General features: G+C 66.1%; 22 protein-coding genes. 17 read left to right on the forward strand and 5 right to left on the reverse strand.

Annotated elements, in window-relative coordinates:
• Nucleotides 1–14 precede the first annotated feature (14 nt).
• The 4 genes from murA to ACVWY0_RS01605 are packed head-to-tail and all read left to right on the forward strand — an operon-like array spanning nt 15 to nt 4,318.
• The gene (murA, locus tag ACVWY0_RS01590; RefSeq protein WP_056349177.1) at nt 15–1,340 is read left to right on the forward strand and encodes a UDP-N-acetylglucosamine 1-carboxyvinyltransferase; all 1,326 of its coding nucleotides are present in this window, start codon (nt 15–17) and stop codon (nt 1,338–1,340) included.
• Nucleotides 1,341–1,350: 10 nt separating this feature from the next.
• On the forward strand, nt 1,351–2,118 hold the full coding sequence (locus ACVWY0_RS01595; RefSeq protein ID WP_485835152.1) for a lysophospholipid acyltransferase family protein: 768 nt from the start codon (nt 1,351–1,353) through the stop codon (nt 2,116–2,118).
• Nucleotides 2,118–3,167, forward strand: coding sequence for an NAD(P)H-dependent glycerol-3-phosphate dehydrogenase (locus ACVWY0_RS01600; protein WP_485835153.1), 1,050 nt, complete (start codon nt 2,118–2,120; stop codon nt 3,165–3,167). Before ACVWY0_RS01595 ends, ACVWY0_RS01600 begins: the two co-directional genes overlap by 1 nt.
• A gap of 2 nt (nt 3,168–3,169) precedes the next feature.
• The gene (locus tag ACVWY0_RS01605; protein ID WP_485835154.1) at nt 3,170–4,318 is read left to right on the forward strand and encodes a D-alanine--D-alanine ligase family protein; all 1,149 of its coding nucleotides are present in this window, start codon (nt 3,170–3,172) and stop codon (nt 4,316–4,318) included.
• Between the two features lie 73 nt (nt 4,319–4,391).
• Here the strand turns inward: ACVWY0_RS01605 and ACVWY0_RS01610 are convergent, their stop codons facing one another.
• Nucleotides 4,392–4,895: a DUF3515 domain-containing protein gene (locus ACVWY0_RS01610; protein WP_485835155.1), complete on the reverse strand. Its 504-nt coding sequence runs from the start codon at nt 4,893–4,895 to the stop codon at nt 4,392–4,394.
• 122 nt (nt 4,896–5,017) lie between these two features.
• On the opposite strand from ACVWY0_RS01610, the gene thiL reads away from it, so the two are divergent.
• From thiL to rsmD, 4 genes are read left to right on the forward strand one after another with little or no spacing between them, the layout of a single operon-like run.
• A complete protein-coding gene (gene thiL, locus ACVWY0_RS01615) occupies nt 5,018–6,058 on the forward strand; it encodes a thiamine-phosphate kinase (protein ID WP_485835156.1) in 1,041 nt (346 codons plus the stop codon).
• A gap of 22 nt (nt 6,059–6,080) precedes the next feature.
• Nucleotides 6,081–7,091, forward strand: a complete 1,011-nt coding sequence (locus tag ACVWY0_RS01620) for a DAK2 domain-containing protein (RefSeq protein ID WP_485835157.1) — start codon at nt 6,081–6,083, stop codon at nt 7,089–7,091.
• Nucleotides 7,081–9,363 (forward strand): ATP-dependent DNA helicase RecG, encoded by a 2,283-nt coding sequence (locus ACVWY0_RS01625; RefSeq protein ID WP_485835158.1) that lies wholly within the window; start codon nt 7,081–7,083, stop codon nt 9,361–9,363. Before ACVWY0_RS01620 ends, ACVWY0_RS01625 begins: the two co-directional genes overlap by 11 nt.
• Before the next feature lie 9 nt (nt 9,364–9,372).
• The gene (gene rsmD, locus ACVWY0_RS01630; protein WP_485835159.1) at nt 9,373–9,954 is read left to right on the forward strand and encodes a 16S rRNA (guanine(966)-N(2))-methyltransferase RsmD; all 582 of its coding nucleotides are present in this window, start codon (nt 9,373–9,375) and stop codon (nt 9,952–9,954) included.
• Between the two features lie 3 nt (nt 9,955–9,957).
• Here rsmD and ACVWY0_RS01635 read toward each other — a convergent pair whose 3' ends face one another.
• Nucleotides 9,958–10,746, reverse strand: a complete 789-nt coding sequence (locus ACVWY0_RS01635; protein ID WP_485835160.1) for a spermidine synthase — start codon at nt 10,744–10,746, stop codon at nt 9,958–9,960.
• Entirely contained in the window at nt 10,746–11,975 is a 1,230-nt protein-coding gene (locus tag ACVWY0_RS01640) for an aminotransferase class I/II-fold pyridoxal phosphate-dependent enzyme (RefSeq protein ID WP_485835161.1), read from the reverse strand. Before ACVWY0_RS01640 ends, ACVWY0_RS01635 begins: the two co-directional genes overlap by 1 nt.
• 43 nt (nt 11,976–12,018) lie before the next feature.
• Between ACVWY0_RS01640 and coaD the strand changes: the two genes are divergently transcribed.
• The 7 genes from coaD (at nt 12,019) to ftsY (ending at nt 20,122) form a co-directional block, all read left to right on the forward strand.
• Nucleotides 12,019–12,519, forward strand: a complete 501-nt coding sequence (gene coaD, locus ACVWY0_RS01645; protein WP_058932102.1) for a pantetheine-phosphate adenylyltransferase — start codon at nt 12,019–12,021, stop codon at nt 12,517–12,519.
• 124 nt (nt 12,520–12,643) lie between these two features.
• On the forward strand, nt 12,644–13,168 hold the full coding sequence (locus ACVWY0_RS01650) for a YceD family protein (protein ID WP_082576166.1): 525 nt from the start codon (nt 12,644–12,646) through the stop codon (nt 13,166–13,168).
• Nucleotides 13,169–13,204: 36 nt separating this feature from the next.
• Complete coding sequence (gene rpmF, locus ACVWY0_RS01655) at nt 13,205–13,408, forward strand: 50S ribosomal protein L32 (RefSeq protein WP_009356569.1); 204 nt, start codon at nt 13,205–13,207, stop codon at nt 13,406–13,408.
• Nucleotides 13,409–13,429: 21 nt separating this feature from the next.
• Entirely contained in the window at nt 13,430–14,170 is a 741-nt protein-coding gene (rnc, locus tag ACVWY0_RS01660; protein WP_485835200.1) for a ribonuclease III, read from the forward strand.
• An 8-nt stretch (nt 14,171–14,178) separates the two neighbouring features.
• Nucleotides 14,179–15,126, forward strand: coding sequence for a bifunctional DNA-formamidopyrimidine glycosylase/DNA-(apurinic or apyrimidinic site) lyase (mutM, locus tag ACVWY0_RS01665; protein WP_485835162.1), 948 nt, complete (start codon nt 14,179–14,181; stop codon nt 15,124–15,126).
• 141 nt (nt 15,127–15,267) lie between these two features.
• A complete protein-coding gene (gene smc / locus ACVWY0_RS01670) occupies nt 15,268–18,858 on the forward strand; it encodes a chromosome segregation protein SMC (protein WP_485835163.1) in 3,591 nt (1,196 codons plus the stop codon).
• Between the two features lie 55 nt (nt 18,859–18,913).
• Entirely contained in the window at nt 18,914–20,122 is a 1,209-nt protein-coding gene (gene ftsY / locus ACVWY0_RS01675) for a signal recognition particle-docking protein FtsY (RefSeq protein WP_485835164.1), read from the forward strand.
• 76 nt (nt 20,123–20,198) lie between these two features.
• On the opposite strand, the gene ACVWY0_RS01680 is transcribed toward ftsY, so the two are convergent.
• A complete protein-coding gene (locus ACVWY0_RS01680) occupies nt 20,199–21,440 on the reverse strand; it encodes an MFS transporter (protein WP_485835165.1) in 1,242 nt (413 codons plus the stop codon).
• A gap of 226 nt (nt 21,441–21,666) precedes the next feature.
• Between ACVWY0_RS01680 and ACVWY0_RS01685 the strand changes: the two genes are divergently transcribed.
• Together ACVWY0_RS01685 and ACVWY0_RS01690 are read left to right on the forward strand one after the other, a co-directional pair.
• A complete protein-coding gene (locus ACVWY0_RS01685; RefSeq protein ID WP_252601604.1) occupies nt 21,667–23,004 on the forward strand; it encodes an ammonium transporter in 1,338 nt (445 codons plus the stop codon).
• A complete protein-coding gene (locus ACVWY0_RS01690) occupies nt 23,001–23,339 on the forward strand; it encodes a P-II family nitrogen regulator (protein ID WP_252601601.1) in 339 nt (112 codons plus the stop codon). The genes ACVWY0_RS01685 and ACVWY0_RS01690 overlap by 4 nt, the downstream gene beginning before the upstream one ends.
• A 112-nt stretch (nt 23,340–23,451) precedes the next feature.
• On the opposite strand, the gene ACVWY0_RS01695 is transcribed toward ACVWY0_RS01690, so the two are convergent.
• Nucleotides 23,452–24,855: a glucose-6-phosphate dehydrogenase gene (locus ACVWY0_RS01695; RefSeq protein ID WP_485835166.1), complete on the reverse strand. Its 1,404-nt coding sequence runs from the start codon at nt 24,853–24,855 to the stop codon at nt 23,452–23,454.
• Nucleotides 24,856–24,913 lie beyond the last annotated feature (58 nt).

Consider the following 24,913-nt stretch of genomic DNA (forward strand, 5'->3'; position numbering starts at 1 on the left):
AAGGAAACCGGTATATGAGTAGTGTTCTGACAATCCGCGGCGGAGTCCCGCTTACAGGCCGCGTCAGCGTCCGGGGGGCCAAAAACCTTGTTCCCAAGGCCATGGTGGCCGCATTACTGGGCAACGAGCCGTCGGTGTTGCGGAACGTTCCAGAGATCAAGGACGTCGAGGTTGTCACGTCGCTCCTGCAGCTGCACGGAGTGACGGTGGTCAAGGATCCCGTCAGCGGTGACCTCACCCTGGACCCGAAGGCGGCCAAAACCGCCCCGAGCACGGCTATCGATGCCCACGCCGGTGATTCGCGGATCCCCATCCTGCTCTGCGGACCCCTGATCCATGCGATCGGTGAGGCCTTCATTCCGGACCTTGGCGGCTGCAAGATCGGTGACCGGCCCATCGACTACCACCTGAACGTGCTCCGCCAGTTCGGCGCCGTGGTGGAAAAGCGCCCGGGCGGCATTCACATCTCTGCGCCCAAGGGCCTGCATGGCGCCAAGATCAATCTGCCCTACCCCTCGGTGGGTGCCACGGAGCAGGTGCTCCTCAGCGCCACCCGCGCCGAAGGGATCACGGAGCTTTCCGGCGCTGCCACGGAACCTGAGATCATCGACCTCATTGCAGTGCTGCAGAAGATGGGCGCCATCATCAGCGTCCAGACCGACCGGACCATCCGCATTGAAGGCGTCCGGGACCTGGGCGGCTACAACCACCGTGCCCTCTCGGACCGCAACGAATCGGCGTCGTGGGCTTCGGCAGCACTGGTGACCCGCGGTGACATCTTCGTCGAAGGCGCCTCGCAGCGGGACATGATGACGTTCCTGAACACCTACCGGAAGGTAGGCGGCGGCATGGACATCGGCGAGGACGGCATCCGCTTCTACCACCGGGGCGGCAAACTCAACCCGCTGGTCCTGGAAACGGATGTGCACCCCGGCTTTATGACCGACTGGCAGCAGCCGCTGGTGGTGGCCCTGACCCAGGCCGAAGGCGTGTCGATCGTTCACGAGACCGTCTATGAAAACAGGTTCGGCTTCACCGACGCGCTCATCCGGATGGGCGCGAGCATCCAGGTGCATCGCGAGTGCCTGGGCAGCGTGCCGTGCCGCTTCGGCCAGCGCAACTTCCTCCACTCCGCCGTCATCTCCGGTCCCACCCAGCTCAAGGGCGCCGACATCGACGTACCGGACCTGCGTGGCGGCTTCAGCCACCTGATCGCGGCTCTGGCCGCTTCGGGCACGTCGCGCGTGACCGGGATCGACATCATCAACCGCGGCTACGAACGTTTCACCGAAAAGCTGTCCGGCCTCGGCGCCGACTTCGACATCACCTCGACAAAGTAGCGGTGGGTACGTGAAGGAAACGGCCAAGAGCCAGGCCACATTCGTTGTGGTCGCGGCCATAGTGCGCACGGTGCTGAACGCAATGATGAACAAGAAGTGGGAAGGCCTCGAGAATCTCCCCGCCGGCGGGTTTATTGCCGCGCCCAACCATTGCACGGAAATCGATCCGCTGATCGTGGGGCACATTCTCTACAACCAGAAGCGCGCCCCGCACTTCCTGGCGAAGGCCGGGCTGTTCAAGGTTCCCGTCCTGGGCGCGGTCCTGCGGGCCACCCGGCAGATCCCGGTGGAACGTTCGACGGCGGGAGCGAACCGCTCGCTGCAGCTCGCCCAGGAGATTGTGGCGGACGGCGGGGCCATCATCATCTACCCCGAAGGTACACTCACGCGCGATCCCGGGCTGTGGCCGATGAAGGGCCACACCGGCGCTGCCCGCCTTGCCTTGGAAGGCGGCATTCCCGTGGTGCCGATCGCGCACTGGGGGGCCCATGAGGTGTTCCCGCGTTATGCGAAGCGGTTCCACCTTTTCCCGCGCAGGACGTCCAGGGTGATGGTGGGCAAGCCCGTTGACCTCAGCCAGTTCATTGGCCGGCCACTGGACAAAGCAACGCTGACCGCGGCTACCGAGAAGATCATGGATGCCGTGACCGGTTTGCTGGCCGACATCCGCGGGGAGGAGCCGCCCGCTGAACGCTGGGACCCTTCCAAGCACAATCAAGCCACGCATGGGCGCTTCGTTGTGCGGGAAAATCCTGACGACGCTGCGGATGCCACCTGATGGCTGACGGAAGCCGTCAGGGTTCCGCCCGGTCTGTCGCCGTCCTGGGTGCCGGTTCCTGGGGTACCACGTTCGCCAAGATCCTCGCCGATGCGGCTCGGGCAGCGGGGGAACAGCGGAGCATCCGGATCTGGGGCCGGCGCAGCGAAGTGGTGGAGCAGATCAACAGCACGCACCGAAACGTCCAGTACCTGAAGGACACAGAGCTGCCGCCCAGCATCACAGCGTCCACAGACGTCAGCGAGGTGCTGGCGGGCGCGGACCTGGTAGTCCTGGCCGTTCCTGCACAGTCACTGAGACTCCAGCTCCGTGAATGGAAGCCGCTGATCGCCGCTGACGCCATGGTGGTGTCCCTGATGAAGGGCCTGGAGCTCGGCACGGACTCCCGGATGAGTGAGGTGATCAGCGACGAACTGGGGATTCCCAAGGACCGCATTGCCGTGGTTTCCGGTCCCAACCTGGCCATGGAGATCGCCCGGGAGGAACCGACTGCTTCTGTGGTGGCCTGTTCCGATGCGGCGGCCGCGGGCTGGATCGCGAGGAGCTGCACCGCACCCTACTTCCGTCCGTACACCACGGCGGATGTCGTCGGCGTGGAAATTGGCGGCATCGTCAAGAACGTCATAGCGCTGGCCGTGGGCATCTGTGAAGGTAAACAGATGGGGGACAACACCAAGGCCTCCGTGATCACCCGGGGCTTGGCCGAAACATCCAGGCTCGCCCTTGCCCTTGGTGGCGAGGCACGGACCATAGCCGGGCTGGCGGGCCTGGGGGATCTGGTGGCGACGTGTTCCTCGCCGCTGTCGCGAAACCATACGGCCGGCCGGATGCTCGGCCAGGGACTTACCCTTGAGCAGTTGGCGCAGCAGATGACACAAACAGCCGAAGGCATCAAATCCGGCCAGGCTGTGCATGAACTTGCGGGGAAACTGGGCGTCGAAATGCCCATCACTGCCGCCGTCGTAGCCGTCCTGGCCGGCAAACTGTCCGTTGACCAACTGGGGCCGCTGCTGCTGGCCCGGGACCTGAAACCCGAAGGCGATTACTGACGATGTCCGACGATAACCTGACCGCAGCGGACTCCGCCCCCCGGGCCAAACCCCGCGTCGCGGTCCTCTTTGGTGGCCGGTCCAGTGAACATGCCGTGAGCTGCGTGACCGCCGCCGGCGTCCTGGGCGCCATCAACAAAGACAAATACGATGTCATCCCCATCGGCATCGCCAAATCGGGGCAGTGGGTGCTGGCCGCGGGGGATACCGCCCAGTGGTCGCTGTCCGCGTCGTCACTGCCGGAGGTCGCGCCGTCGTCGGAAACCGTGACACTTGCCGAGATCGGCGGCGAGCACCAGCTGATCGTCGCCTCGCCGAACCAGGTCCCGCAGGAACTCGGCACGGTGGACGTTGTGTTTCCGCTGCTTCACGGTCCCTTTGGCGAGGACGGCACCATCCAAGGACTCCTGGAACTGTCCGACACCCGCTACGTCGGCGCCGGCGTGCTCGCGTCGGCTGTGGGCATGGACAAGCACTACATGAAGGTCGTTTTCGAGTCCGCCGGGCTGCACGTGGGGCCGTACATTGCCGTGACGGACCGGCAGTGGGTCAAGGACGCGGAATCTGTCCGCAAACAGGTGGACCAGCTCGGCTTTCCCGTGTTCGTCAAGCCGGCGCGGGCGGGTTCGTCCATGGGGATCTCCAAAGTCGACTCGCTCGAGGAACTCGACGCAGCCGTCGAGGAAGCCCGACGCCACGACCTCAAACTGGTCATCGAGGCCGGCATCGTAGGGCGTGAAATCGAGTGCGCCGTCCTGGAAGGACGCGGGACCGATGCCCCCCGAACTTCCATGCCGGGCGAAATCTCCGTTGCCGCCGGAACGCACGAATTCTACGATTTCAACGCTAAGTATGTTGAAGATGACGCCGCCGCGCTGAGCTGCCCCGCGGACATTCCCGAGGAAGCCATCGTGCGTGTCCGTGACCTCGCGGCAGCCGCCTTTGACGCTGTAGGTGCCGAAGGCCTGAGCCGTGTGGACTTCTTCTACACGCCCGACGGCGAACTGATCATCAACGAGATCAACACCATGCCCGGGTTTACGCCCAAGAGCATGTACCCGCAGATGTGGGCAGCATCAGGCCTGAACTACGCGGACCTGATTGATGAGCTGATCCATCTGGCCTTGAACCGGAAGACCGGCCTGCGGTAGTCCCCACCGGTACCCTAACCTCGCTCCGCTTCGGCCAGGGAACCCTACCGGCGTGGGCCCACCACCTGCCCCCCTACCGGGTGGTGGGCAGGTTCTGCAGGTCTTCCTGACCCACGCAGTTCCGGCTGGCCGGGATCTTTCCGGCTGAGGCGGAAAGATCCGCCAGGACAGTTGCGGAGCTGATCTTCTCCGGATCCATCAGGATTTCCGTGGCGGGGTCGCGGCCGAAGGTAGTCAGCGTCCACACCGGATCGCCCTCCTTGATAACCCAGTCGATGCCGTTGACACTCACGCACCGGTCAGTCGTCGGGCCTGGAACGTTGACGCCGCAGCGCAGGATCACCTGAGACGGGTCCCCCCAGGCGGCGGTGGCCTGGCTGTTGGTTTTCCGCAGGGCTGCATCGCCGATGGCGTCCGGGAGGGCCACCATCATCGGAGCGCAGGCCGGATTCGCCGCGTCGCCCGCGGCTGTGACATCCACAGTCGGGGCACAGGCGGACAAAGCGGCTCCAGTGAGGGCCGCGGTCAGCAGAATTCCGGACACGCGGACAGGCAAGGGAAAACGGGGATTGCGCATCCATCCAGCCTAGCGTCGCCGCCGTATGGAGCGGGACGCAGGAAGGACCGGACGCCCGTCGCGAGGACCTCCACAACAAGGGGCGGACCAGCAATGTCGGTGCCGCGCTGTAGCGTAGGGGCGTGCCTGAAATTCCGTTGACTGAAGAAACGCTGACTGTCGCCGCGCTGTCCGAAGCCGAACTGCTGGCCCGGATCTTTCCGCGGCTGGAAATGGCCGGAACGCACGGTTCGGCAACCCTGCTTGGCCCGGGAGACGATGCCGCCATTATCGCCGCTCCGGATGGCAGGACAGTAATCAGCATCGATACCCAGGTGCAGGACCAGGACTTCCGGCTCCAATGGCCCAACGGGTACCGCACCACGGGCTTCGACGTCGGCTGGAAGGCGGCGGCCCAGAACCTCAGCGATATCAACGCCATGGGCGGCGTGGCCACGTCGCTGGTGGTGAGCCTGACGTTGCCGCCCGACACCCCTGTCAGCTGGGTGGCGGACCTGGCCGACGGCCTGACTGCGGGAATCCGGGAACTCGGGGCCACAGACTGTTCGGTGGCGGGGGGCGATTTGGGCCGCGGCCGGGAAATCTCCGTGACGGTCGCCGTGCTGGGCTCATTGGCTGGCGGCAACGCGGTCCTGCGGTCGGGGGCCCGTGCCGGCGACGTTGTGGCCCTGGCCGGTACGGTGGGCAGGGCCGCGGCCGGGCTTGCGCTCCTGGAAGCGGAGGCTGCTGTGCAATCCCTGGCGCCCGCGCAATGGGCGCTCGTGGAAGTGCAGTGCAGGCCACGGCCGCCACTGTCCGCGGGGCCGCTGGCCAGGTCAGCCGGAGCCACTGCCATGCTGGATATATCGGACGGCCTGGTGCGCGACGGCGGCCGCCTCGCCGCCGCCAGCGGCGTCGTCCTTGACCTTGACCCCGCGGCATTGAAGCCTCTCGCGGAAGCCCTGCATCCGGCGTCGGACCTTCTCAGAGCTGACCCCATGGCCTGGGTGCTGGGCGGGGGAGAGGACCACGGCCTGCTGGCCACATTCCCGGCCGGCGTTCAGCTGCCTGCCGGATTCACTGCGATAGGCTCAGTACAAGCCTTGGGAAGCGCCACACTTCCGGGCGTCACAATTGCGGGCCACGCCGTTGGCACCGGGGGATGGGATCACTTTGCAGACTAAGGTTGCCGCCAACGCGCAAGCGATGAAGCGGTGGTTGGACAAGGCTGAAACCGCCATTGCCAACCACAGCGACCGCCTCAATGCCATCAACATTTTCCCCGTGGCGGACGGTGACACCGGCACCAACCTTTACCTGACCGTTCGGGCGGCCGCCCGTGCCCTGCACACCGGCCCTGCGGTCCAAGGCACGGCAGTCACTGCTGATCCCGGCCAGGCGGATGTCGGAGCAGTGCTGGCGCGCGCCGGCCGGGCCGCAATGGAGCAGGCCCGGGGCAACTCCGGAACCCTTTTCTCGGTCTTCCTCTGCGCTGCGGCTGAACCCCTGGCCGGTCACACCCGACTGACCTCAACCCTTCTGGCCGCCGCCCTGAACCGCGCCCAGATCCGCGCCTGGTCCGCGTTGAGCGATCCCGTACAAGGCACCATGCTTTCGGTCATGGAGGCCGCCGCCCGCGCCGCCGCGGCAGTGGACGCCGGACACAACGGCAACGACAGCAACCATGCCCTGGGCAAAGCCCTCGACGCTGCCGTCAACGGCGCGCTGAAAGCAGTAGTCAGCACCGAGAGCCAGTTGGCGGCCCTTGAAGCCGCGCATGTGGTCGATGCCGGGGGCGTTGGTATGCTGCTCATCCTCGACTGCCTTCGCTCCGCCGTCCTTGGCGAGGAGCTGCAGGACGAACTCCTCGACGGGCTGCACGGCTATGACGTCCAGGACCCCCACATCCACGCTGATATGCCGGCTGACGACGGCGTTGAGGTCATGTCCACCATCAGCCTTTCGCCGCTCAGCGCGGCCACGCTGCGCCAGCGGCTCGACGAAATCGGCGAGTCCGTCATCATGAGCCAGGTGGACAGCCTGGCAGATGCGCACGGCAGGTACCGGTGGCGGGTCCACGTGCACGTCCCCGACGCCGCACCCGCGGTCGCCCTGATCCGTTCCCTCGGCGAGCCCAGCGACATTTCGGTCAGCGAACTCGCCCTGGCCCGCGAACCCGAACCAGCTCCGGTGAACTCCAGTGGGCATGAGCGCTGAACTCGGCCTAGGCCTGGAACGCCTGATCGGAAAACGGTCAGCGTCGGCCATTGAGAAACACCTGGGCATCGCCACAGTCGGCGGCCTCCTGAACTACTTCCCCCGCCGGTACCTGAACCGCGGCGAGCTGACCCCCATCAGCGAGCTGCCCGTGGACGAGGAGGTCACCCTCATCGCGCGCGTGCTCTCCAGCAGCACCCGCAAGATGCATACCCGCCGCGGTTCCATCACCGACGTCGTGATCACCGACGACGCCGCCTCCCATGGGCGTCCGCGCCTTGCCTCAGTCGGCCCCGGCAGCGGGCACGGCACGCTCAAGGTCACCTTCTTCAGCGGCTACCGGGCCCAAGCCCAGCTCCTGCCCGGCCGGCGGGTGATGTTCTCCGGAAAGGTGACCCGGTACGGCCCGTCCCTGGGCTTGACCAACCCGGACTTCCACCTCCTCGACGAGGACCCGGACATGCCGACCATGGACCCCGAAAAGCTCGCCGCGATGCCCATCCCGGTCTACCCGGCCACCGCAAAGCTCACCAGCTGGTCGATTCAGAAAGTCATCTCCACGCTCCTGGAAACCGTGGATCTGGACGCCCTGCCGGATCCGCTGCCGGAGACGGTCGCCGCGCGGGAAAAATTCCTTCCCGTGGCCGAGGCCTACCGGCTCATCCACAAGCCGGAAACGCAGGCTGACTGGAAGAAGGCCCAGGAGCGATTGCGATACCAGGAGGCCCTGGTCCTGCAGGCGGCACTGGCCCGGCGCCGTGCCCAGCTTGCGGCCGAGGAAGCCACGGCGCGGCGCCCGGCCACCAACGGGCTCCTGACGGCGTTCGACAGGCAGCTGCCCTTCACGCTCACCGCCGGCCAGGCCGCCGTCGGAAAAACGCTGGCCACGGAGCTGGCGCAGGACAGCCCCATGAACCGGCTGCTGCAGGGTGAGGTCGGCTCGGGCAAAACCATCGTCGCGCTGCGGGCCATGCTGCAGGTGGTGGATGCCGGCGGGCAGGCGGCCCTCCTGGCGCCCACCGAGGTCCTCGCCGCCCAGCACTTCGAATCCATCCGGCGGACCCTGGGCTCCCTGTCCCGCGACCCCATGCTGTCCCCGGACGGGCTGCTGGGCAGCCTGGCCGAAGGGGCCGTTCAGGTCACTCTCCTCACCGGCTCCATGCCCACCGCCGCCCGGAAACGGGCCATGCTGGACGCCGCATCCGGCGCGGCCGGGATCGTGATCGGCACGCACGCGCTGCTCAGCGACAACGTCGCGTTCTACGACCTTGGCCTGATCGTGGTGGACGAACAGCACCGGTTCGGCGTGGAGCAGCGGGACGTTCTCAGGTCAAAGGCCAACAAGCCCCCGCACCTGCTCGTCATGACGGCCACCCCCATTCCACGCACCGTGGCCATGACGGTCTTCGGCGACCTCGAAACCTCCATCCTGGACGAGCTGCCCGCCGGCCGGGCACCGATTTCCACCCATGTGGTGGGCCTCGCCGAAAACCCCGGCTGGGCAGACCGCATCTGGTCCCGTTCCCGTGAGGAGATCGACGCCGGGCACCAGGTATACGTGGTGTGCCCCAGGATCGGAACGGACGACGACGGCGACTTCAGTCCGGGGGAAGCGGAACCTTCCGCGGCTGACCTGGCAGGCGACGGCGCTGCGCGCGAGCTCGCGTCGGTGACTGCCGTCGTCGAACATCTCCAGCAGGAGCCAGCTCTGGCCGGTGTGCCGCTCGGGCCCATGCACGGCCGTTTGGACACCGCAGTGAAGTCCGCCGCGATGGCCGACTTCACCGCCAACCGGACCAAGCTCCTGGTCTCCACCACCGTTATCGAAGTCGGCGTCGACGTCCATAACGCCACCTTGATGGTGATCCTCGACGCCGACCGCTTCGGCATTTCCCAGCTGCACCAGCTGCGCGGCCGGGTGGGCCGTGGCGGGCTTCCCGGAACGTGCCTGCTGGTCACCAACCTCGAACGCGGGCACCCGAGCCGGCGCCGGCTCGATGCCGTGGCGGCAACCACCGACGGCTTCGAGCTATCGCAGGAGGATTTGAAGCTGCGCCGCGAGGGCGACATCCTGGGCGCGTCGCAGTCCGGCGGGCGCTCCACCCTGAAACTGCTGCGCGTGCTGGAACACGAGGACATCATTGCGCAGGCGCGCCAGGACGCCCAGGAAATTGTGGGCTCGGATCCGGCCCTGGCGCGGCATCCGCGGTTGGCGGAGGCCATTGACGAGTACTTGAACCCCGAGAAGGAGGCGTTCCTTGAGCGCGGATAGGAGGCGGACATGAGCCGCATCATCGCGGGCGCCGCAGGCGGGACCCCCCTGGTCAGCGTCCCCGGCTCCCTGACCAGGCCCACTACCGACCGCGTGAAGGAAGCACTGTTCTCCCGGCTCGACGCATTCGGGATCATTGCCGGTGCCCGGGTCCTGGACCTGTACGCAGGGTCCGGATCGTTGGGCGTGGAGAGCGGCAGCAGGGGCGCTGAGGCGGTGGACCTCGTGGAATTCGATGCCAAGGCCAGTTCCGTGTGCCAACGCAATGCGGACCTGATCAACGGCGTGCTGGGCCGCAAGGCGGTGACGGTCCACCGGTCCAAGGTGGAGTCCTTCCTGGAGCGCGCGGCGGAGACGGCCAGCTGGGACCTGGTGTTCCTGGACCCGCCGTATCCGCTGGATGACCCTGCCCTGTCGGCGGTGCTGGGCAATCTCGCCGATCATCTGGCTCCGGCGGCCGTGGTGGTGGTGGAGCGGTCCTCGCGTTCACCGGAGCCGTTCTGGCCGGCCGGTCTGGAACGGTTTGCCGAGAAGAAGTACGGCGAAACCCGGCTCTGGTTCGCGGAGCCTTCAGTGCTTCCGGAGGACTGAGATTCAGCCAGCGAGGCCATCCAGGTCCACGCCGGCCAGAACCTTCGCGGGGTGGGGGCCGCGTGCCGTCAGTTCGGCGGTCCAAGCTTCGGGCCAGGGCGCCTGCGTTCCGGCGAGGATGATGTTGCCGGGGTAGCGGCCCGCGAACATCCCGGTTTCGGCGAAGGCCGCCACATCGGTCATGGCGCGGCGCATGGCGGCGGCCTGGCTTCGTGCCAGGGTCAGGCCGGGTTCATCGCCCACGTTGACGATCAGCAAGCCTTCCGGTGCAAGGCGTGCACGGGCCCCCTGGTAGAACTCCTCGCAGGCGATGTGGGCCGGGGCTTCCGGTCCGGAGAAGATGTCCAGGATCACGACGTCGAACAGAAGTTCCGCGTTCAGGTCCGCCAGGGCGTCTCGGGCATCGCCGATGACGGTGTGCAGCTCGGTACCGTCAGGCAGGGGGAGTTGCTGCAGGACAAAGTCGAGGAGCTCGCGTTCCAGCTCCACCGCATACTGGACGGATCCGGGCCTCGTCGCCTGGATGTAGCGCGCAAGGGTCAGGGCTCCGGCCCCAAGATGGAGCGCGGTGATTGGCCGGCCTTCGGGAGCGGCGAGGTCCACAATGTGGCCGATCCGTCGCAGGTACTCGTAGAAGATCTCCTCAGGATGCGCCAGGTTAACATGGGACTGCTCGGCCCCGCCGATGCTCAGGACGTAGCCGCCGTCGGTGAAAGCATCGGGCTCGATGGACGCGTGCTGTCCCGTGGTCCGCAGGAACCGCGTGGAACGTGTGCCGTCGGGCTCCGCCATCAGAGCTTTCCGCTGAGGGTCGCCAGCCTGGCGGCGGCCTCCTCGAGGAGCTGCACTTTCTTGCAGAACGCGAATCTGAGCAGGCTCCGTGTCCGTTCCGCGCCCTCCGGGTGGCAGAAGACGGGGACGGGGATCGCGGCCACTCCCACCAGTCCGGGCAGCCTGCGGGCCAGGTCCACGGAGTCGCCAATGCCAAGGGGTGCGGTGTCCACGTTGACGAAATAGGTTCCCTGCGGCGTGTAAACGTCGAATCCTGCGGCGCGAAGGCCTTCGCTGAGGATGTCCCGTTTTTTCTGGAGAGTGGCCGCAACGCCCTGGTAAAACTCATCCGGCAGTGCAAGGCCGGTCGCAATGGCCGCCTGGAACGGTGTACCGGAGCTGTAAGTCAGGAACTGCTTGACCGTCCGGACGGCCGCCACCAGATGATCCGGGCCGGTCAGCCAACCGATCTTCCAGCCAGTGAAGGAGAAGGTCTTTCCGGCGGACGAGATGGTGATGGTCCGCTCCGCTGCACCCGGCAGGGTGGCGACAGGAATGTGCCTGGCGCCGAAGGTGAGGTGCTCGTACACCTCGTCGGTGATGATGAGGCAGTCATGCTTTGCGGCAAGCTCAACGACGCGCTGCAGAACATGGCGGGGGAAGACGGCGCCGGTGGGATTGTGCGGGTTGTTCAACAGCACCACCCTGGTGCGGTCGGTGAAGGCCGCCTCCATGGCCGTCATGTCCGGGTAAAAGTCGGGAGCCAGCAGCGGGGCAGTGACGTGAGTGGCGCCTGACAAGCCGATGACGGCGCCGTACGAGTCATAAAACGGTTCGAACGTCAGCACCTCGTCACCAGGGCCGACGAACGCCAGCAACGTTGCGGCGATCCCCTCTGTGGCGCCGGTAGTGACGATGACCTCTGTGTGTGGGTCCGGGGCCAGCCCGTAGAACCGCTCCTGGTGGGCAGCCACGGCCTCACGCAGTTCCAGGATGCCCTTGCCGGGCGCGTACTGGTTGGCCCCGGCTTCGATGGCGGCCATCGCTGCCGCCTTGATTTCCCGCGGTCCGTCCTCGTCGGGAAAGCCCTGCCCGAGGTTGATGGCGCCGGTCTGCGCCGCCAGCGTGGTCATCTCTTCGAAGATGGTGACGCCCAGTTGGCCGGCAGGTCCCAGCAGATTGGCGCCTGAGGCGGTGCGCTGCCACGGGGCAGGCACGCTGGGCATGGAAAGGTCCCGTGGTGGATGCATCCAGTCATGGTATCCCGGCCGCCCCATGCGGTAGGTTCGGTGCATGAGACGCGCTGTCTGCCCCGGATCCTTTGACCCCATCCACAACGGCCATCTCGAGGTCATCGCCCGTGCCGCTGGCCTCTTCGATGAGGTGATCGTGGCGGTTTCGACCAACTATGCGAAGAAGTACATGTTCAGCCTGGGGGACCGCCTGGATATGGCGCGCGAAACCCTGGCGTCCCTCAAAGGCATTGTGGTGGAACCGGTGGGCGACGGTCTCCTGGCCGAGTACTGCCGCCAGCGCGGCGTCTCCGCGATCGTCAAAGGTCTCCGCTCATCCTCAGACTTCGACTACGAACTTCCGATGGCCACGATGAACCGCCAGCTCAGCGGCGTGGAAACGGTGTTCCTGCCGGCGGAGGCGCACTACCTGCATTTGTCATCCACCCTGATCAAAGAGGTGGCCGGTCTGGGTGGCAGCGTGTCCGACTACGTGCCCCGGTCGGTACATAAAAGGTTGCTCGCGGGCGGGTCTGCGCCCGATCAGCCGCCAAGAGGGTAGGCTAGTCCGGTACTTCGACGGCCGTCCGTCGCCTGGTTTGAGTCCCTGCGGTTCTTCAGGCTAAGATGGTACGTCGGTCATATGTTCAACAGGAGTTCTCATTAAACGAGATGCTAGTTCGCCCTTGGCGTTCGACGTCAAGGACCTCGGGCGCAGCCCGGGCAGCATGCGGACACTGAAGGAACATGTACCCGCACCAAGTGATCTTGGTGTGGCACTCATTGGCGTTCAGGAAGGCTCGGACATCGAGCTGGATCTGAGGCTTGAGGCCGTACACGAAGGAATCCTGGTATCAGGCACCGCGGTCGCCGAAGTAAAAGGCGAATGCGGCAGATGCCTGGATCCCCTTGCGTATGACCTTGAGGTCAATGTGCAAGAACTTTTCTTCTACGAGGGCGTTGTGCTTTCGGACGAAGAAGACGAAGAAGAGCAATATCGAGTCGAGCGCGATGTTATCGATCTTGAGCCGGTGTTGCGGGACGCAGTTGTAACCATGCTGCCGTTCCAGCCGGTGTGCCGGGAAGACTGCCAGGGCCTTTGCTCCGAATGTGGAGTCCGCCTGGAAGACGAGCCGGGGCACCACCACGAGATCGTAGATCCTCGCTGGGCTGCCCTAGCCGACTTGGCTAAGCCTGACCGGCAAAACTGATTTGTACGTGTTTGTCTAGAGAGAAATGAGTTAGCCGTGGCTGTCCCGAAGCGGAAAATGTCTCGCTCGAATACCCGCGCCCGCCGCTCCCAGTGGAAGGCAACTGCCCCCCACTTGGTGAAGACTGTCGAAAACGGCCAGGTTACCTACAGCCTGCCGCACCAGGCAAAGGTCGTTACCGACTCGGCTGGCACCGCGCTGTTCCTTGAGTACAAGGGCCGCAAGGTAGCAGACGTCTAATCGGCCGCTTGGGCTGACATGATGTCTTCAACTGAAGAGCTTCTGAAGCGTCTCGGTGTCTCCATTGACGCCGGGACGCTTCGTCTTGCTCTCACACACCGTTCCTACGCCTACGAAAACGGCGGCATCCCCACCAACGAGCGGCTCGAATTCCTGGGCGACTCCATCCTGGGCTTCTCCGTGACCGATGCCCTGTACCGGGACAACCCCACACTGCCCGAAGGCGACCTCGCCAAACGCCGCTCTGCGGTGGTCAGCACCCGCGCCCTCGCCGGCATCGGCCGAAGCCTCGGCATCGGCGACTACATCTACCTGGGACAGGGCGAAAAGCTCACCGAGGGCAAGAACAAGGCTTCGATCCTGGCGGACACCATGGAAGCACTCATTGGTGCCACCTACGTGTCCAACGACATCGAGACTGCCCGTCAGCTGGTCATGCGCCTGATTGGCCCGCTGCTGAAGGATGCTGCCGCTCTCGGCGCCGGCACCGACTGGAAGACCAGCATCCAGGAACTGGCGGCCAGCCGGCAGCTCGGCACCATCTTCTACGCCGTTGAGGGGTCGGGGCCGGACCACGCCCGTACTTTCACGGCTGTCCTGAATATCGGGGGCAAGCCATACGGCAACGGATCAGGCCACTCGAAGAAAGAAGCGGAGCAGGAAGCTGCCGCGGACGCCTGGCGTCAGCTCTCCCCAATCGCGGGAGCCGCCGCTGCCCCTGTAGCGGAGGGCGCATCACCGGAGTCCTCCCGCAGCGTCTAGGCTGAGCCGTGCCTGAGCTGCCTGAAGTTGAAGTGGTCCGCCGCGGACTGGTGAGCTGGGTCCGCGGTCGGACCATCACATCGGTAGACGTGCTGGACCCGCGTTCGCTCCGCCGCCATGCCCTGGGCGCCGAGGATTTCAGGGGCAACCTCCAGGGTGCCACGGTTGTGGACGTGGTGCGCCGCGGAAAATTCCTCTGGATGCCGCTGTGTGAGACACCCGGCGCCACTGGCACGCCGACCGTCGCACTGATGGCCCACCTCGGGATGAGCGGCCAGCTCCTGATGCAGGACGCGGACGTGCCCGACGAGAAACACCTCAAGGTCAGGCTGCGCCTGAGTCCCGTGGCCGGTATGCCTGAACAGCTCCGGTTTGTGGATCAGCGGATTTTCGGCGGGCTGTTCGTCACCGGCATGGTTCCCACGGACGACGGAGGCCCGGGCGGCCAGGCGGAATCTCCCGTTGCGTTCATCGCCGAGGAAGCCTCCCACATCGCCCGGGATCCCCTGGACCCGGCGTTTTCCTTTGACCTTTTTTACAGCCGGCTGCGGAAGCGCAAGACGGGCCTCAAACGCGCCCTGTTGGACCAGGGTCTCGTATCAGGCATCGGCAACATCTATGCCGACGAGTCCCTGTGGCGGGCAAAACTGCATTACGCCAGGCCCACCGATACGTTGCGACGCGGCGACGCGGAACGGCTCATCACCAGCGCGCGCGAAGTTATGCTGGACGCACTTGCCGCCGGCGGTACCAGCTTTGATTCGTTGTACGTCAACGTCAACGGGGCCTCTGGCTACTTCGACCGCTCCCTGAACGCCTACGGGCGAGAAGGGAAACCCTGCAGCCGTTGTGCCGCCGTCGGAATTAACTCCATACTTCGCCGCGAGCAATTCATGAACCGCTCCTCCTACACCTGCCCGGTCTGTCAGCCGCGCCCCCGCAACGGCCGCTGGTAGGCCGCCGTCGCCCTGCCGGGCATGATCGGGCGCTGTCCGGTGCAGGGACAGGCACCCGGAAATCCGCGGATTTCCGCCATAACGCAGTAGATTTGGGGCAGCAAAGCAGCCGCTTCAGCCATTCAGGAGACCAGAAACACCTTGCACCTCAAAAGCCTTACCGTCCGTGGGTTCAAGTCGTTTGCATCGGCCACAACCTTCGATTTTGAGCCTGGCGTCACGGCAGTGGTGGGGCCGAATGGTTCCGGGAAATCCAACGTGGTAGACGCCCTCTCCTGGGTGATGGGGGAGCAGGGAGCCAAAACGCTCCGCGGGGGAAAAATGGAGGACGTTATTTTTGCCGGGACTTCCGGGCGGCCGCCGCTGGGCCGGGCCCATGTGTCCCTGACCATCGACAACGCTGACGGGGCGCTGCCCATCGAATACAGCGAGGTCACTATCTCGCGGACCCTCTTCCGCACCGGGGGCTCTGAATACGCTATTAACGGTGCCAGCTGCCGCCTGCTCGACATCCAGGAACTGCTCTCGGATTCCGGTATGGGCCGGGAAATGCATGTCATCGTGGGCCAGGGGCAGCTGGACAAGGTCCTGCACGCCACTCCGGAGGACCGCCGCGGCTTCATTGAGGAAGCCGCCGGGATCCTTAAGCACCGACGCCGCAAGGAAAAAACGGTCCGCAAGCTGGAGGCCATGCAGGCGAACCTGCAACGGCTGAGCGACCTGACGGGGGAGATCAGGCGCCAGCTCACACCACTCGGCAAGCAGGCTGATGTGGCGCGCCGCGCCCAGCGGGTCCAGTTCGATGTCCGGGACGCACGCGCACGGCTGTTGGCCGACGACCTCGTCCAGCAGCAGAGTTCACTTGAGCAGGACGTGGCTGACGAAACGGCGCTGAAGGCCCGCCGTGCCGTAGTGGAGCAGCAGCTGGAGGAGGGGCGCCGCCAGCAGGCAGCTGTGGAACAGCTCGCCGCCGAGGCCACGCCAAAGCTCAACGCCGCGCGGGATACCTGGTACCGGCTCTCCGCTTCCAGGGAACGGCTCCGTTCGCTGGGCTCACTGGCCCAGGAACGCGGCCGGCTGCTGGGCGCCGTTGATGCTGAACCGTACTCGGGCAGGGATCCTGAGCAGCTGGAACGGCAGGCCGTCCGAGTCCGGGACGAGCTGACGGAGCTGGAGCGCCACATCCTGGACCGGCGCAGCGCGCTGGACTCAGCGACGGCTGCGAAGGCGGGGGCCGAACTCGAGGCGTCTGCCGAGGAAAAAAGGCTCACTGCCGTCCTCCGGGCCGCAGCGGACCGCCGCGAGGGCCTGGCGAAGCTTGCCGGACAAGTCGGTGCGGCAAGATCGCGGGTTGAATCTGCGCAGGCCGAGCTGGGCAGGCTGCGGGAATCACTCGCCGCCGGACAGCAACGCCGCCGCCGGGCCCAGTCGGAGTTCACCGCGCTGGAAACGCAGGTGGCGGGGGTCGAAGAGGGGGAGGAAAGCCTCGACGCGGACTACGAGGACGCCAGCGCAGAGCTCGACGCCGTCGTCCAGGAGATTGCCGATCTGACCTCCGCAGGGGGAGAAGCTGTCCGCCAACGTGACGCGCTCGTGGCCCGACGGGACGCACTGCAGCTCGGCCTTAACCGAAAAGACGGCGCGGCGCACGCCCTCAACTCCGGGCTGGCTGGCGTTGTGGGCACGCTTGCCTCGGGCCTCACCATTCAGCCGGGTTATGAAACGGCGATAGCCGCGGCACTGGGCGACGCCTCCGAAGCGATCGTGGTCCGGGATCCAGCCGTGGCCGCCGTCGTGGTGCAACTCCTGAAGGACGACGATGCGGGGCGCGCCTCCCTGCTGTTGGCGTCTGCAGCGCCCCTGCCGGACGCAATCTCCGGCACGGGCGGACCCTTGCCGGCAGGCGCACGCTGGGCTGTGGACCTGGCATCAGGCGGGGGCGGGCCCGCGCCCGTTGTGGCCGCGCTCCTGACGGGGGTGGCAGTTGTTGAAGACCTGGATGGTGCCGGGCTGCTGGTTGCCGAACGCCCGGACCTGACAGCCGTGACCCGGGCCGGGGACGTGTTTACCGCCCTTACAGTGACTGGAGGCTCGGCGAAGGCGCCGTCCCTGCTTGAGGTGCAGGCCGCCGTGGACGACGCCGAGGCCCGGCTGGCCGTTGTCACCGCGGATCTGGAACGGAACAGGTTCGCCCTGGCAGGCGCCGAGGTCCGGCGCGCCGAAGCCCGGACGAGGGTAGAAGCTGCCCTGGACCGCCTGCACGATTCCGACGCCCGGCTCGCGGCCGTGGCCGAAAAGCTCGGCCAGCTGAACTCCATCCTGCGCAGCGCCGTCGGCGAAAGCGACAGGCTGGCCACTTCGCTGGCCAGGGCCGAGGCCAATGTTGTTACCGAGGAACAGGCGCTCGCCGCCGTTGCGGCGCGGCTGGCTGCGGCGCAGGAGGCGCCCGCCGAAGAGGAACCCTCCACCGAACAGCGCGATGCGCTCGCACTGGCCGCATCGCTGGCCAGGTCTGCGGAGATGGACGCGAGGCTCTCGCTGCGCAGCACCGAAGAGCAGCTGACCGCCACCCGCAACCGGGCCCTATCGCTGGAGCGGGCAGCGGCCACCGAACGACGGGCGCGTGAAGAGGCTGCAGAACGGGCGCGCCGCCGTCGGATCCAGGCCAGACGGGCGGCAGCCGTCTCCGCTGCGGTGGAGGTGGCAATCCGGTTCATCGACGTGTCTGTTGAGCTGGCCCGGCATGAACGTGACCGCGCCGAAGAGAACCGGGAAGAGCGGGACCGTGCGCTGCTGGAGACCCGGACAACCAATGATGCGCTGGCCCGCGAGCTGGCAGAGCTGACGGACTCGGTTCACCGGGACGAACTGGCCCGCGCCCAGCAGCGGGCACGGATTGAGGCCCTGGAAACACGTTCCATCGAGGAACTCGGGATTACCCCCGACGTGCTGATGGCGGACTTCGGCCCGGACGTTCCCGTGCCCGTCCCCGCGGAGGAAAGCGGGGACAAATGGGCGGCACTGCGGACACCCGTGGACGACGACGGCACACCGGTCCCCGAAGGCATGCCCTTTGTCCGCGAGGAGCAGGAGAAGCGCCTCCGGAAAGCCGAAAGGGACCTGTCAGCCCTGGGCAAGGTCAACCCGCTGGCACTGGAGGAGTTCGCGGCCCTGGAGGAACGGCACCAGTTCCTCAGCACCCAGCTGGAGGACCTGAAGTCCAGCCGTAAGGACCTGCTGGACATCATCAAGGAAGTGGATGACCGGGTCCAGCGGGTCTTTACCGAGGCCTTTGAGGACACCCGGGACCAGTTCGTCCACGTCTTTGAGCGCCTCTTTCCCGGCGGCGAAGGCCGGCTGGTCCTCACCGACCCTTCGAACATGCTCACCACCGGAATCGAAGTCGAAGCGCGACCTGCCGGCAAGAAAATCAAGCGCCTCTCACTCTTGTCAGGAGGCGAACGGTCGCTCACCGCCGTCGCCCTCCTGGTGGCCATCTTCAAGGCCCGACCCTCGCCGTTCTATGTTATGGACGAGGTTGAAGCGGCGCTGGATGACACCAACCTCGGCCGGCTCATCACCATCTTCGAAGAGCTGCGGGAGTCCAGCCAGCTGATCGTGATCACCCACCAGAAACGGACCATGGAAGTGGCTGATGCGCTGTACGGCGTCACCATGCGCGGGGACGGCGTGTCCACCGTCATCAGCCAGCGGCTGGGTGCCGACGTGTAGCATCCGTGCAGGTGGCGGCCCCGAACGCCTGCCGCGTTTGTGAGAAGCTAGGGGGGTGAATGACATCCTCCCCATTATTCTGTCCATTGTTGCTGCCCTGGCGGTTATTGGCGGGCTGATCCCGGTCCTGTTGAAGACGCGGAAGAACATCACCCAGTACCCCGGGACGCGCGACGCCAATGATCCCGCCACCCCGCAAGGCGGGGGAACACTGCTCGAGGACGCGCCCGTGGTTCCGGCCGAGCGCAACGCTCCCGCCGGCGTCGACCTCGAAGACCTCGAAGTCACCGATGTTCCTGATGACGTGGCGGGCCTGGAAACCATCCAGGTTGAGACGCCCCTTCCCGTCGCCGGCCGCCTGACCCGCCTCCGTGAGCGACTGGTCCGGTCGAACAACATCCTCGGCAAGAGCCTGCTCGCGTTGCTGTCCAGCGATAAGATCGATGAACACGTCTGGGACGAAGTGGAGGAGACCCTCCTGCTGGCCGACCTCGGCACTGAACCCACCATGCAGCTGGTCGACGCTCTGCGGGAACGCGTGAAAGTGCTCGGCACCAGGACCCCTGAGCAGGTCAAGGCACTGCTCCGCGAGGAACTGATCAAGCTCGTGGATCCCACGATGGACCGCGCCCTGCGCACCGACCGGCACGCGGACAAGCCGGCCGTCGTGCTGGTGGTAGGCGTCAATGGCGTGGGCAAGACCACCACCGTGGGCAAGCTCGCCCGCGTGCTCGTTGCCGAGGACAAGGACGTCCTGCTGGGCGCGGCGGACACGTTCCGCGCGGCAGCCGCGGAGCAGTTGGCCACGTGGGGCCAGCGTGTGGGTGTTCCCACCGTGAAGTCCGACGTCGACGGCGCGGACCCGGCGTCCGTCGCCTATGAGGCGGTCAAGGCGGGCATTGAGCAGGAAGTCGACGTTGTCATGATTGACACGGCGGGCCGCCTGCAGAACAAGACCGGCCTTATGGACGAACTCGGCAAGGTCAAGCGCGTCATCGAGAAACTGGCCGAGGTGGATGAGGTTCTGCTGGTTCTGGACGCCACCACCGGCCAGAACGGCCTGAACCAGGCCCGCGTTTTCTCCGAGGTTGTGAACATCACCGGCATCGTCCTGACCAAGCTCGACGGGACCGCCAAGGGTGGCATCGTGGTGGCCATCCAGAAATCACTCGGCGTGCCGGTCAAGCTGATCGGTCTTGGCGAAGGCGCCGATGACCTGGCTCCGTTCGAAGTTGAGAGCTTTGTCGACGCCCTGCTGAACTAGGGACCGGGTCTACACCGGGTCGACACCAACGGGGGGTGAGTTCCCGCCGCTAAGCACAGGCTTTAGCAGCGGGACCTCACCCCTCGATGCGTTTCAGCGGCTCGCGCGTCACGGACCAGCAGGCCGCCGCGAGCACCAGCACACCGCCGGTGACGCCGAATGCCCAGCCGTAGCCCAGCCGGTCCGCCAGGACGCCCACCAGCACCGGCCCGGCAATGGCACCGATGTCCGAGGTCATCTGGTAGGCCGCCAGGACCCGCCCGCCGGACCGCTCATTGCCAATGACATCCGCGACGGCGGCCTGCTGGGCAGGTCCCAGCAGGCCGGACCCCACCCCGGCCACAACCGATGCGGCGAGGAACCAGCCCAGGTGGGACGTGAAGCCGATGGCGGCCGTGGCGAGCCCGGCGACCAGGAGCCCCACGACCATCAACGGCCGCCTGCCCAGGCTGTCCGCCAACCGTCCGGAGAACGTCAGCGCGGCGGCATTGCCCGCGGCGAAAACGGCCAGCGCAAGGCCAGCGGCCTCGGGACCGGCACCCAGCGCAGCAACGGCAAACAGCGGGACGGTGGCCATCCGCACACCGAATGTGGCCCAGCCGTTGGCGAAGCTGGACAGCAACGCCGAGCGGTAGACACCAATCCCCCAGGCATCGGCGAAGCGCATGTCCGGGGCGCGGCCCACTGTGGACCGGTCCGCGGACGGCGCGTGGCTGAGTTGGGTCTGCACCACCGCGGCAGCAAGGATCAGCGCGGCGGCGTAGCAAAGGAACGGCACCCGCAAGCCGAATCCGGCGAGCAGCCCGCCCACCACCGGGCCCAGGACGCTGCCGATCAGGAACGCGGACGCGTAAGCGCCGGATACCCTGCCCCGGCTTTCCGGCGGCGCCAGCCGCACCACAAGGGCCATGGAGGCCACCGTGAACATCACCGAGCCCACGCCGCCGAGCCCCCGGAAGACCAGGAGCTGCCAATAGTCCTGGGCAAAAGCGCACGCCGCGGTTGATACCGCCACAATCAGCAGCCCAGCCACATAGACCGGCCGCTCACCCCATCGTCCGACCAGGACCCCGCCGGCCGGTGCGAACACCAGCCGCATAAAGGCGAAGATGCTCACGATCACGGCGGCCGCTGTTGCCCCGACGTCGAAAGTGGTGGCGAACTGCGGCAAGACCGGTGCCACCAGCCCAAAGCCGAGGGCAATCAGGAACGCCGCAGCGAGCATCACCTTGATGTCGCGCGGAAGCGTGGGCCTCTGCGGGCGGATAACGGACAAGATCCGCGCTGTGGCGCGGCTCACGCGTGATGGTGCCGTCATGGGGCGGGTTCCTTGCAAGGTAGGCAGCCGAGGGTCGGCGGCAGTGGTGAAACATAACCGTAACAAGCCAGATATGCACCATTTACTTCCGGGAGGTTGTTGTAACAAGCCAGCAATGTAAATCCTCTGCGGGCGAAACACGGCAGCGACAGACTCGATACAGGACGCAAAAGGCGTTAGTAAGGCGGAGCATTCCGCAGCATCGATCATAGGGAGGACGTGCACCATGGAACTTACCGCAGGTCACGTATGGCTCATGGTGGCAGCAGCACTCGTGCTGTTCATGACACCAGGTCTGGCATTTTTCTACGGCGGCATGACGCGCGCCAAAGCTGCACTGAACATGATGATGATGAGCTTCATCTCCATCGGCATGGTCGGCGTGGTCTGGGTCCTCTGGGGCGCTTCGATGAGCTCCGGCGAGGGCTTCCTGCAAATCGTCGGGAACCCGTTCGCCACGTTCGGCCTTGAAGGCATCACCACGCCGGACGGGCTCATCAAGGTCGGCTATGCCGCCACCTTCGCCATCATCACCGTCGCACTCATCAGTGGCGCGATCGCTGACCGCGCCAAGTTTGGCGCCTGGGCCCTCTTCGTCCCTGTCTGGGTCACCCTTGTCTACTGCCCGCTTGCCTACATGGTCTGGGGCGGAGGCCTCTTCGGCCCTGAAGGCGCAGTTGGCCAGGCACTCGGCCCGGCCATCGACTTCGCCGGCGGCACCGTGGTCCACATCAACGCCGGTGTGGCAGCCCTCGTCCTGGTCCTGATCATCGGCAACCGCCGCGGCTTCGGCAAGGACCCCAACCACCGCCCGCACAACATCCCGTTCGTGATGCTCGGTGCAGCCATCCTGTGGTTCGGCTGGTTCGGCTTCAACGGCGGCGCGGCCACCACTGCTGAGCAGGGCGGCCTGATCTGGGTCAACACCCTCGCAGCCCCGGCCGCGGCAATGCTCGGCTGGCTCGTCACCGAACGTATCCGCGACGGCCACCCCACTTCCCTTGGTGCTGCCTCCGGTGTGGTTGCCGGCCTGGTTGCCATCACCCCGGCCTGTGCCAACGTCAGCCCGGTGGGCGCGCTCGGTCTCGGTGTCATCGCCGGTGTCGCCTCGGCCCTGGCTGTCGGCCTCAAGTTCCGCTGGGGCTTCGATGACTCCCTGGATGTTGTGGGCGTTCACTTGGTCTCCGGCATCATCGGAACGGTTGCCCTGGGCTTCATTGCCCTCCCCACCGACGGTGTGGGCGGTGGCCTCTTCTACGGCGGCGGCGCGACCCAGCTTTGGGCCCAGCTCGCAGCAGCGGGCATCGCCATCGCTTACTCGGCCATCCTCACCGCAATCATCGCCTTCGCCATCCACAAGACCATGGGCTTCCGCGTCTCGCAGGAGCAGGAAGTCGTTGGTGTTGACCTCAGCCTTCACGCCGAAACGGCGTACGAGTTCGGAGTGGGCGGCCACGGCGGGAGCTTCCAGCCGCTCCACGAACTGATCAAGGGCAAGGGCTCGGCCGCTGACGGCGCAAAGAAGACCGAACCGGCAGCGGGCAAGGAAAGCGTAGAAGCATGAAACTGATCACAGCTATTGTCCGCCCGGAGAAGCTCGAAGCCATCCGGGAGGGCCTGGAGTCCTACGGCGTCCAGGGGCTGACGGTCAGCGCGGCCAGCGGCTACGGCCGCCAGCGCGGCTACACGGAGGTCTACCGCGGAGCTGAATACAACGTGGACCTCCTGCCCAAGATCCGGGTTGAAGTCCTCGCCACGGACGAACAGGCCGATGACATCCTGGACGTCATCATCGCCAGCTCCAACACCGGCCGCGCGGGCGATGGCAAGGTCTGGACCGTGGAGGTCTTCGAAGCGGTAAGGGTCCGGACTGGCGAACGCGGCGTCGCCGCCATCTAGCTGTTCCAGAAATCTATTGATCCACACGGACGAGCGGGCAGGGAACCTCGAAAGGTTCCCTGCCCGCTCTTTTTGTTCTGGCATACCCAGCCGGCGCTTACCCAAGCAGCACTTAGCCAGCCGCCGCGGAACCGGGCCATCCGGCGGGACCGGCCGAACCGGCGTCGTACTTTTCCAGCGGCACCGTGCCCCGCTGCCAGGCCTTCAGGACCGGCTCAAGAATCCGCCAGCAGTCCTCCGCTGTATCGCCGCGCACCGAGAGCAGCGGGTCGCCGCTCAGGACGCCTTCCAGCACTTCGCCATAGGGCAGCAGCTCAGAAGCGCTCAGCTCCGCATTCAGCGTTGTGCGGCTCAGGCTGAACATGCTGCCGGGACCGTTGACGTCGACGTCGAACGCCAGGGTATCCGGTCCGAACCCGATCCGCAGCTGGTTGGGGGAGTCCACGCCCGTGAATCCTGCCGGAAGATGCGGGACGGGGCGGAAGGTGACCACGGCTTCCTTGCGCTTCACCCCGATGGCCTTGCCCGACCGCAGGATGAACGGGACCCCCTTCCATCGCCAGTTGTCGATGTCCACCCGGACTTCCGCCAGGGTCTCTGTCCCGCGGGCTGCGTCCACCCCTACTTCCTGCGCATAGTCCGGGACGTTCCTGCCGGCAATTGAACCCGCCGTATACGTGGCCCGGCGCGTGGATTTCGCGTACGGCGCGCTGATGCTGCTGGCGCGGAGCACGGCTGCGATGGCGTCGCGGAGGTCCCGCTCCCCGATGGTGGCCGGCGGCTCAATGGCCATCAGGGCCATGATCTGGAGCAGGTGGCTCTGGATCATGTCGCGCAGGGCGCCGGCGTTGTCGTAATACCGCGCCCTTCCCTCCAGTGCCAGGTCCTCGTCGAAGATGATCTCGACCTTCTCCACATGCTCGCGGTTCCAGACGGGTTCCAGGAAATTGTTCGCAAAGCGCAGGCCCAGGATGTTCAGCACCGTCGCCTTGCCCAGGAAATGGTCCACCCGGTGAATGTGGTCCTCCGGCACCAGGGCGGCGAGCGTGTGGTTAAGGGAACGGGCCGAGGCAACACTTGCGCCGAACGGCTTCTCCATCACCAGCCGTGTTCCGGCCGGAACCTGGTCACGGTGCAGGGACTCGCAGGCCAGCTGGCTGACATGGGGAGGCAGCGCAAAATAGATCGCGGTGGGGCCTTCCAGGCCTGCCAACAATGCCGCCAGGGCTCCGTCCGCCGTAACATCCAGCTGGTGGTAGGGGGTAGCTTCCGCCAAGGCGGTGAGTGCCTTTTTTCCAGCCGCGTCGGCGGCCTCCGCGGCGGGGGCGAAGGCTTCGTGGACCCGGGTCCGCCACTGTTCCGGCGTCCAGGCATCGGAGCCGGCGCCCACCAGGGTCAGGCCATCGGCGCGGCCGCTCGCCACCAGCCGGGCCAGTCCCGGGAGCAGAAGGCGGCCGGTCAGATCACCTGAGGCACCCAGAATGAGCAGGGTTTTTACACTTGTTTGGCTCGTCACCCTGCCAGCATGCCATCCGGCAAGCCGGCTTGGTACCCTAGATAGTCGAGTCCCCCCT

The organism is Arthrobacter sp. UYNi723 (assembly GCF_054057635.1).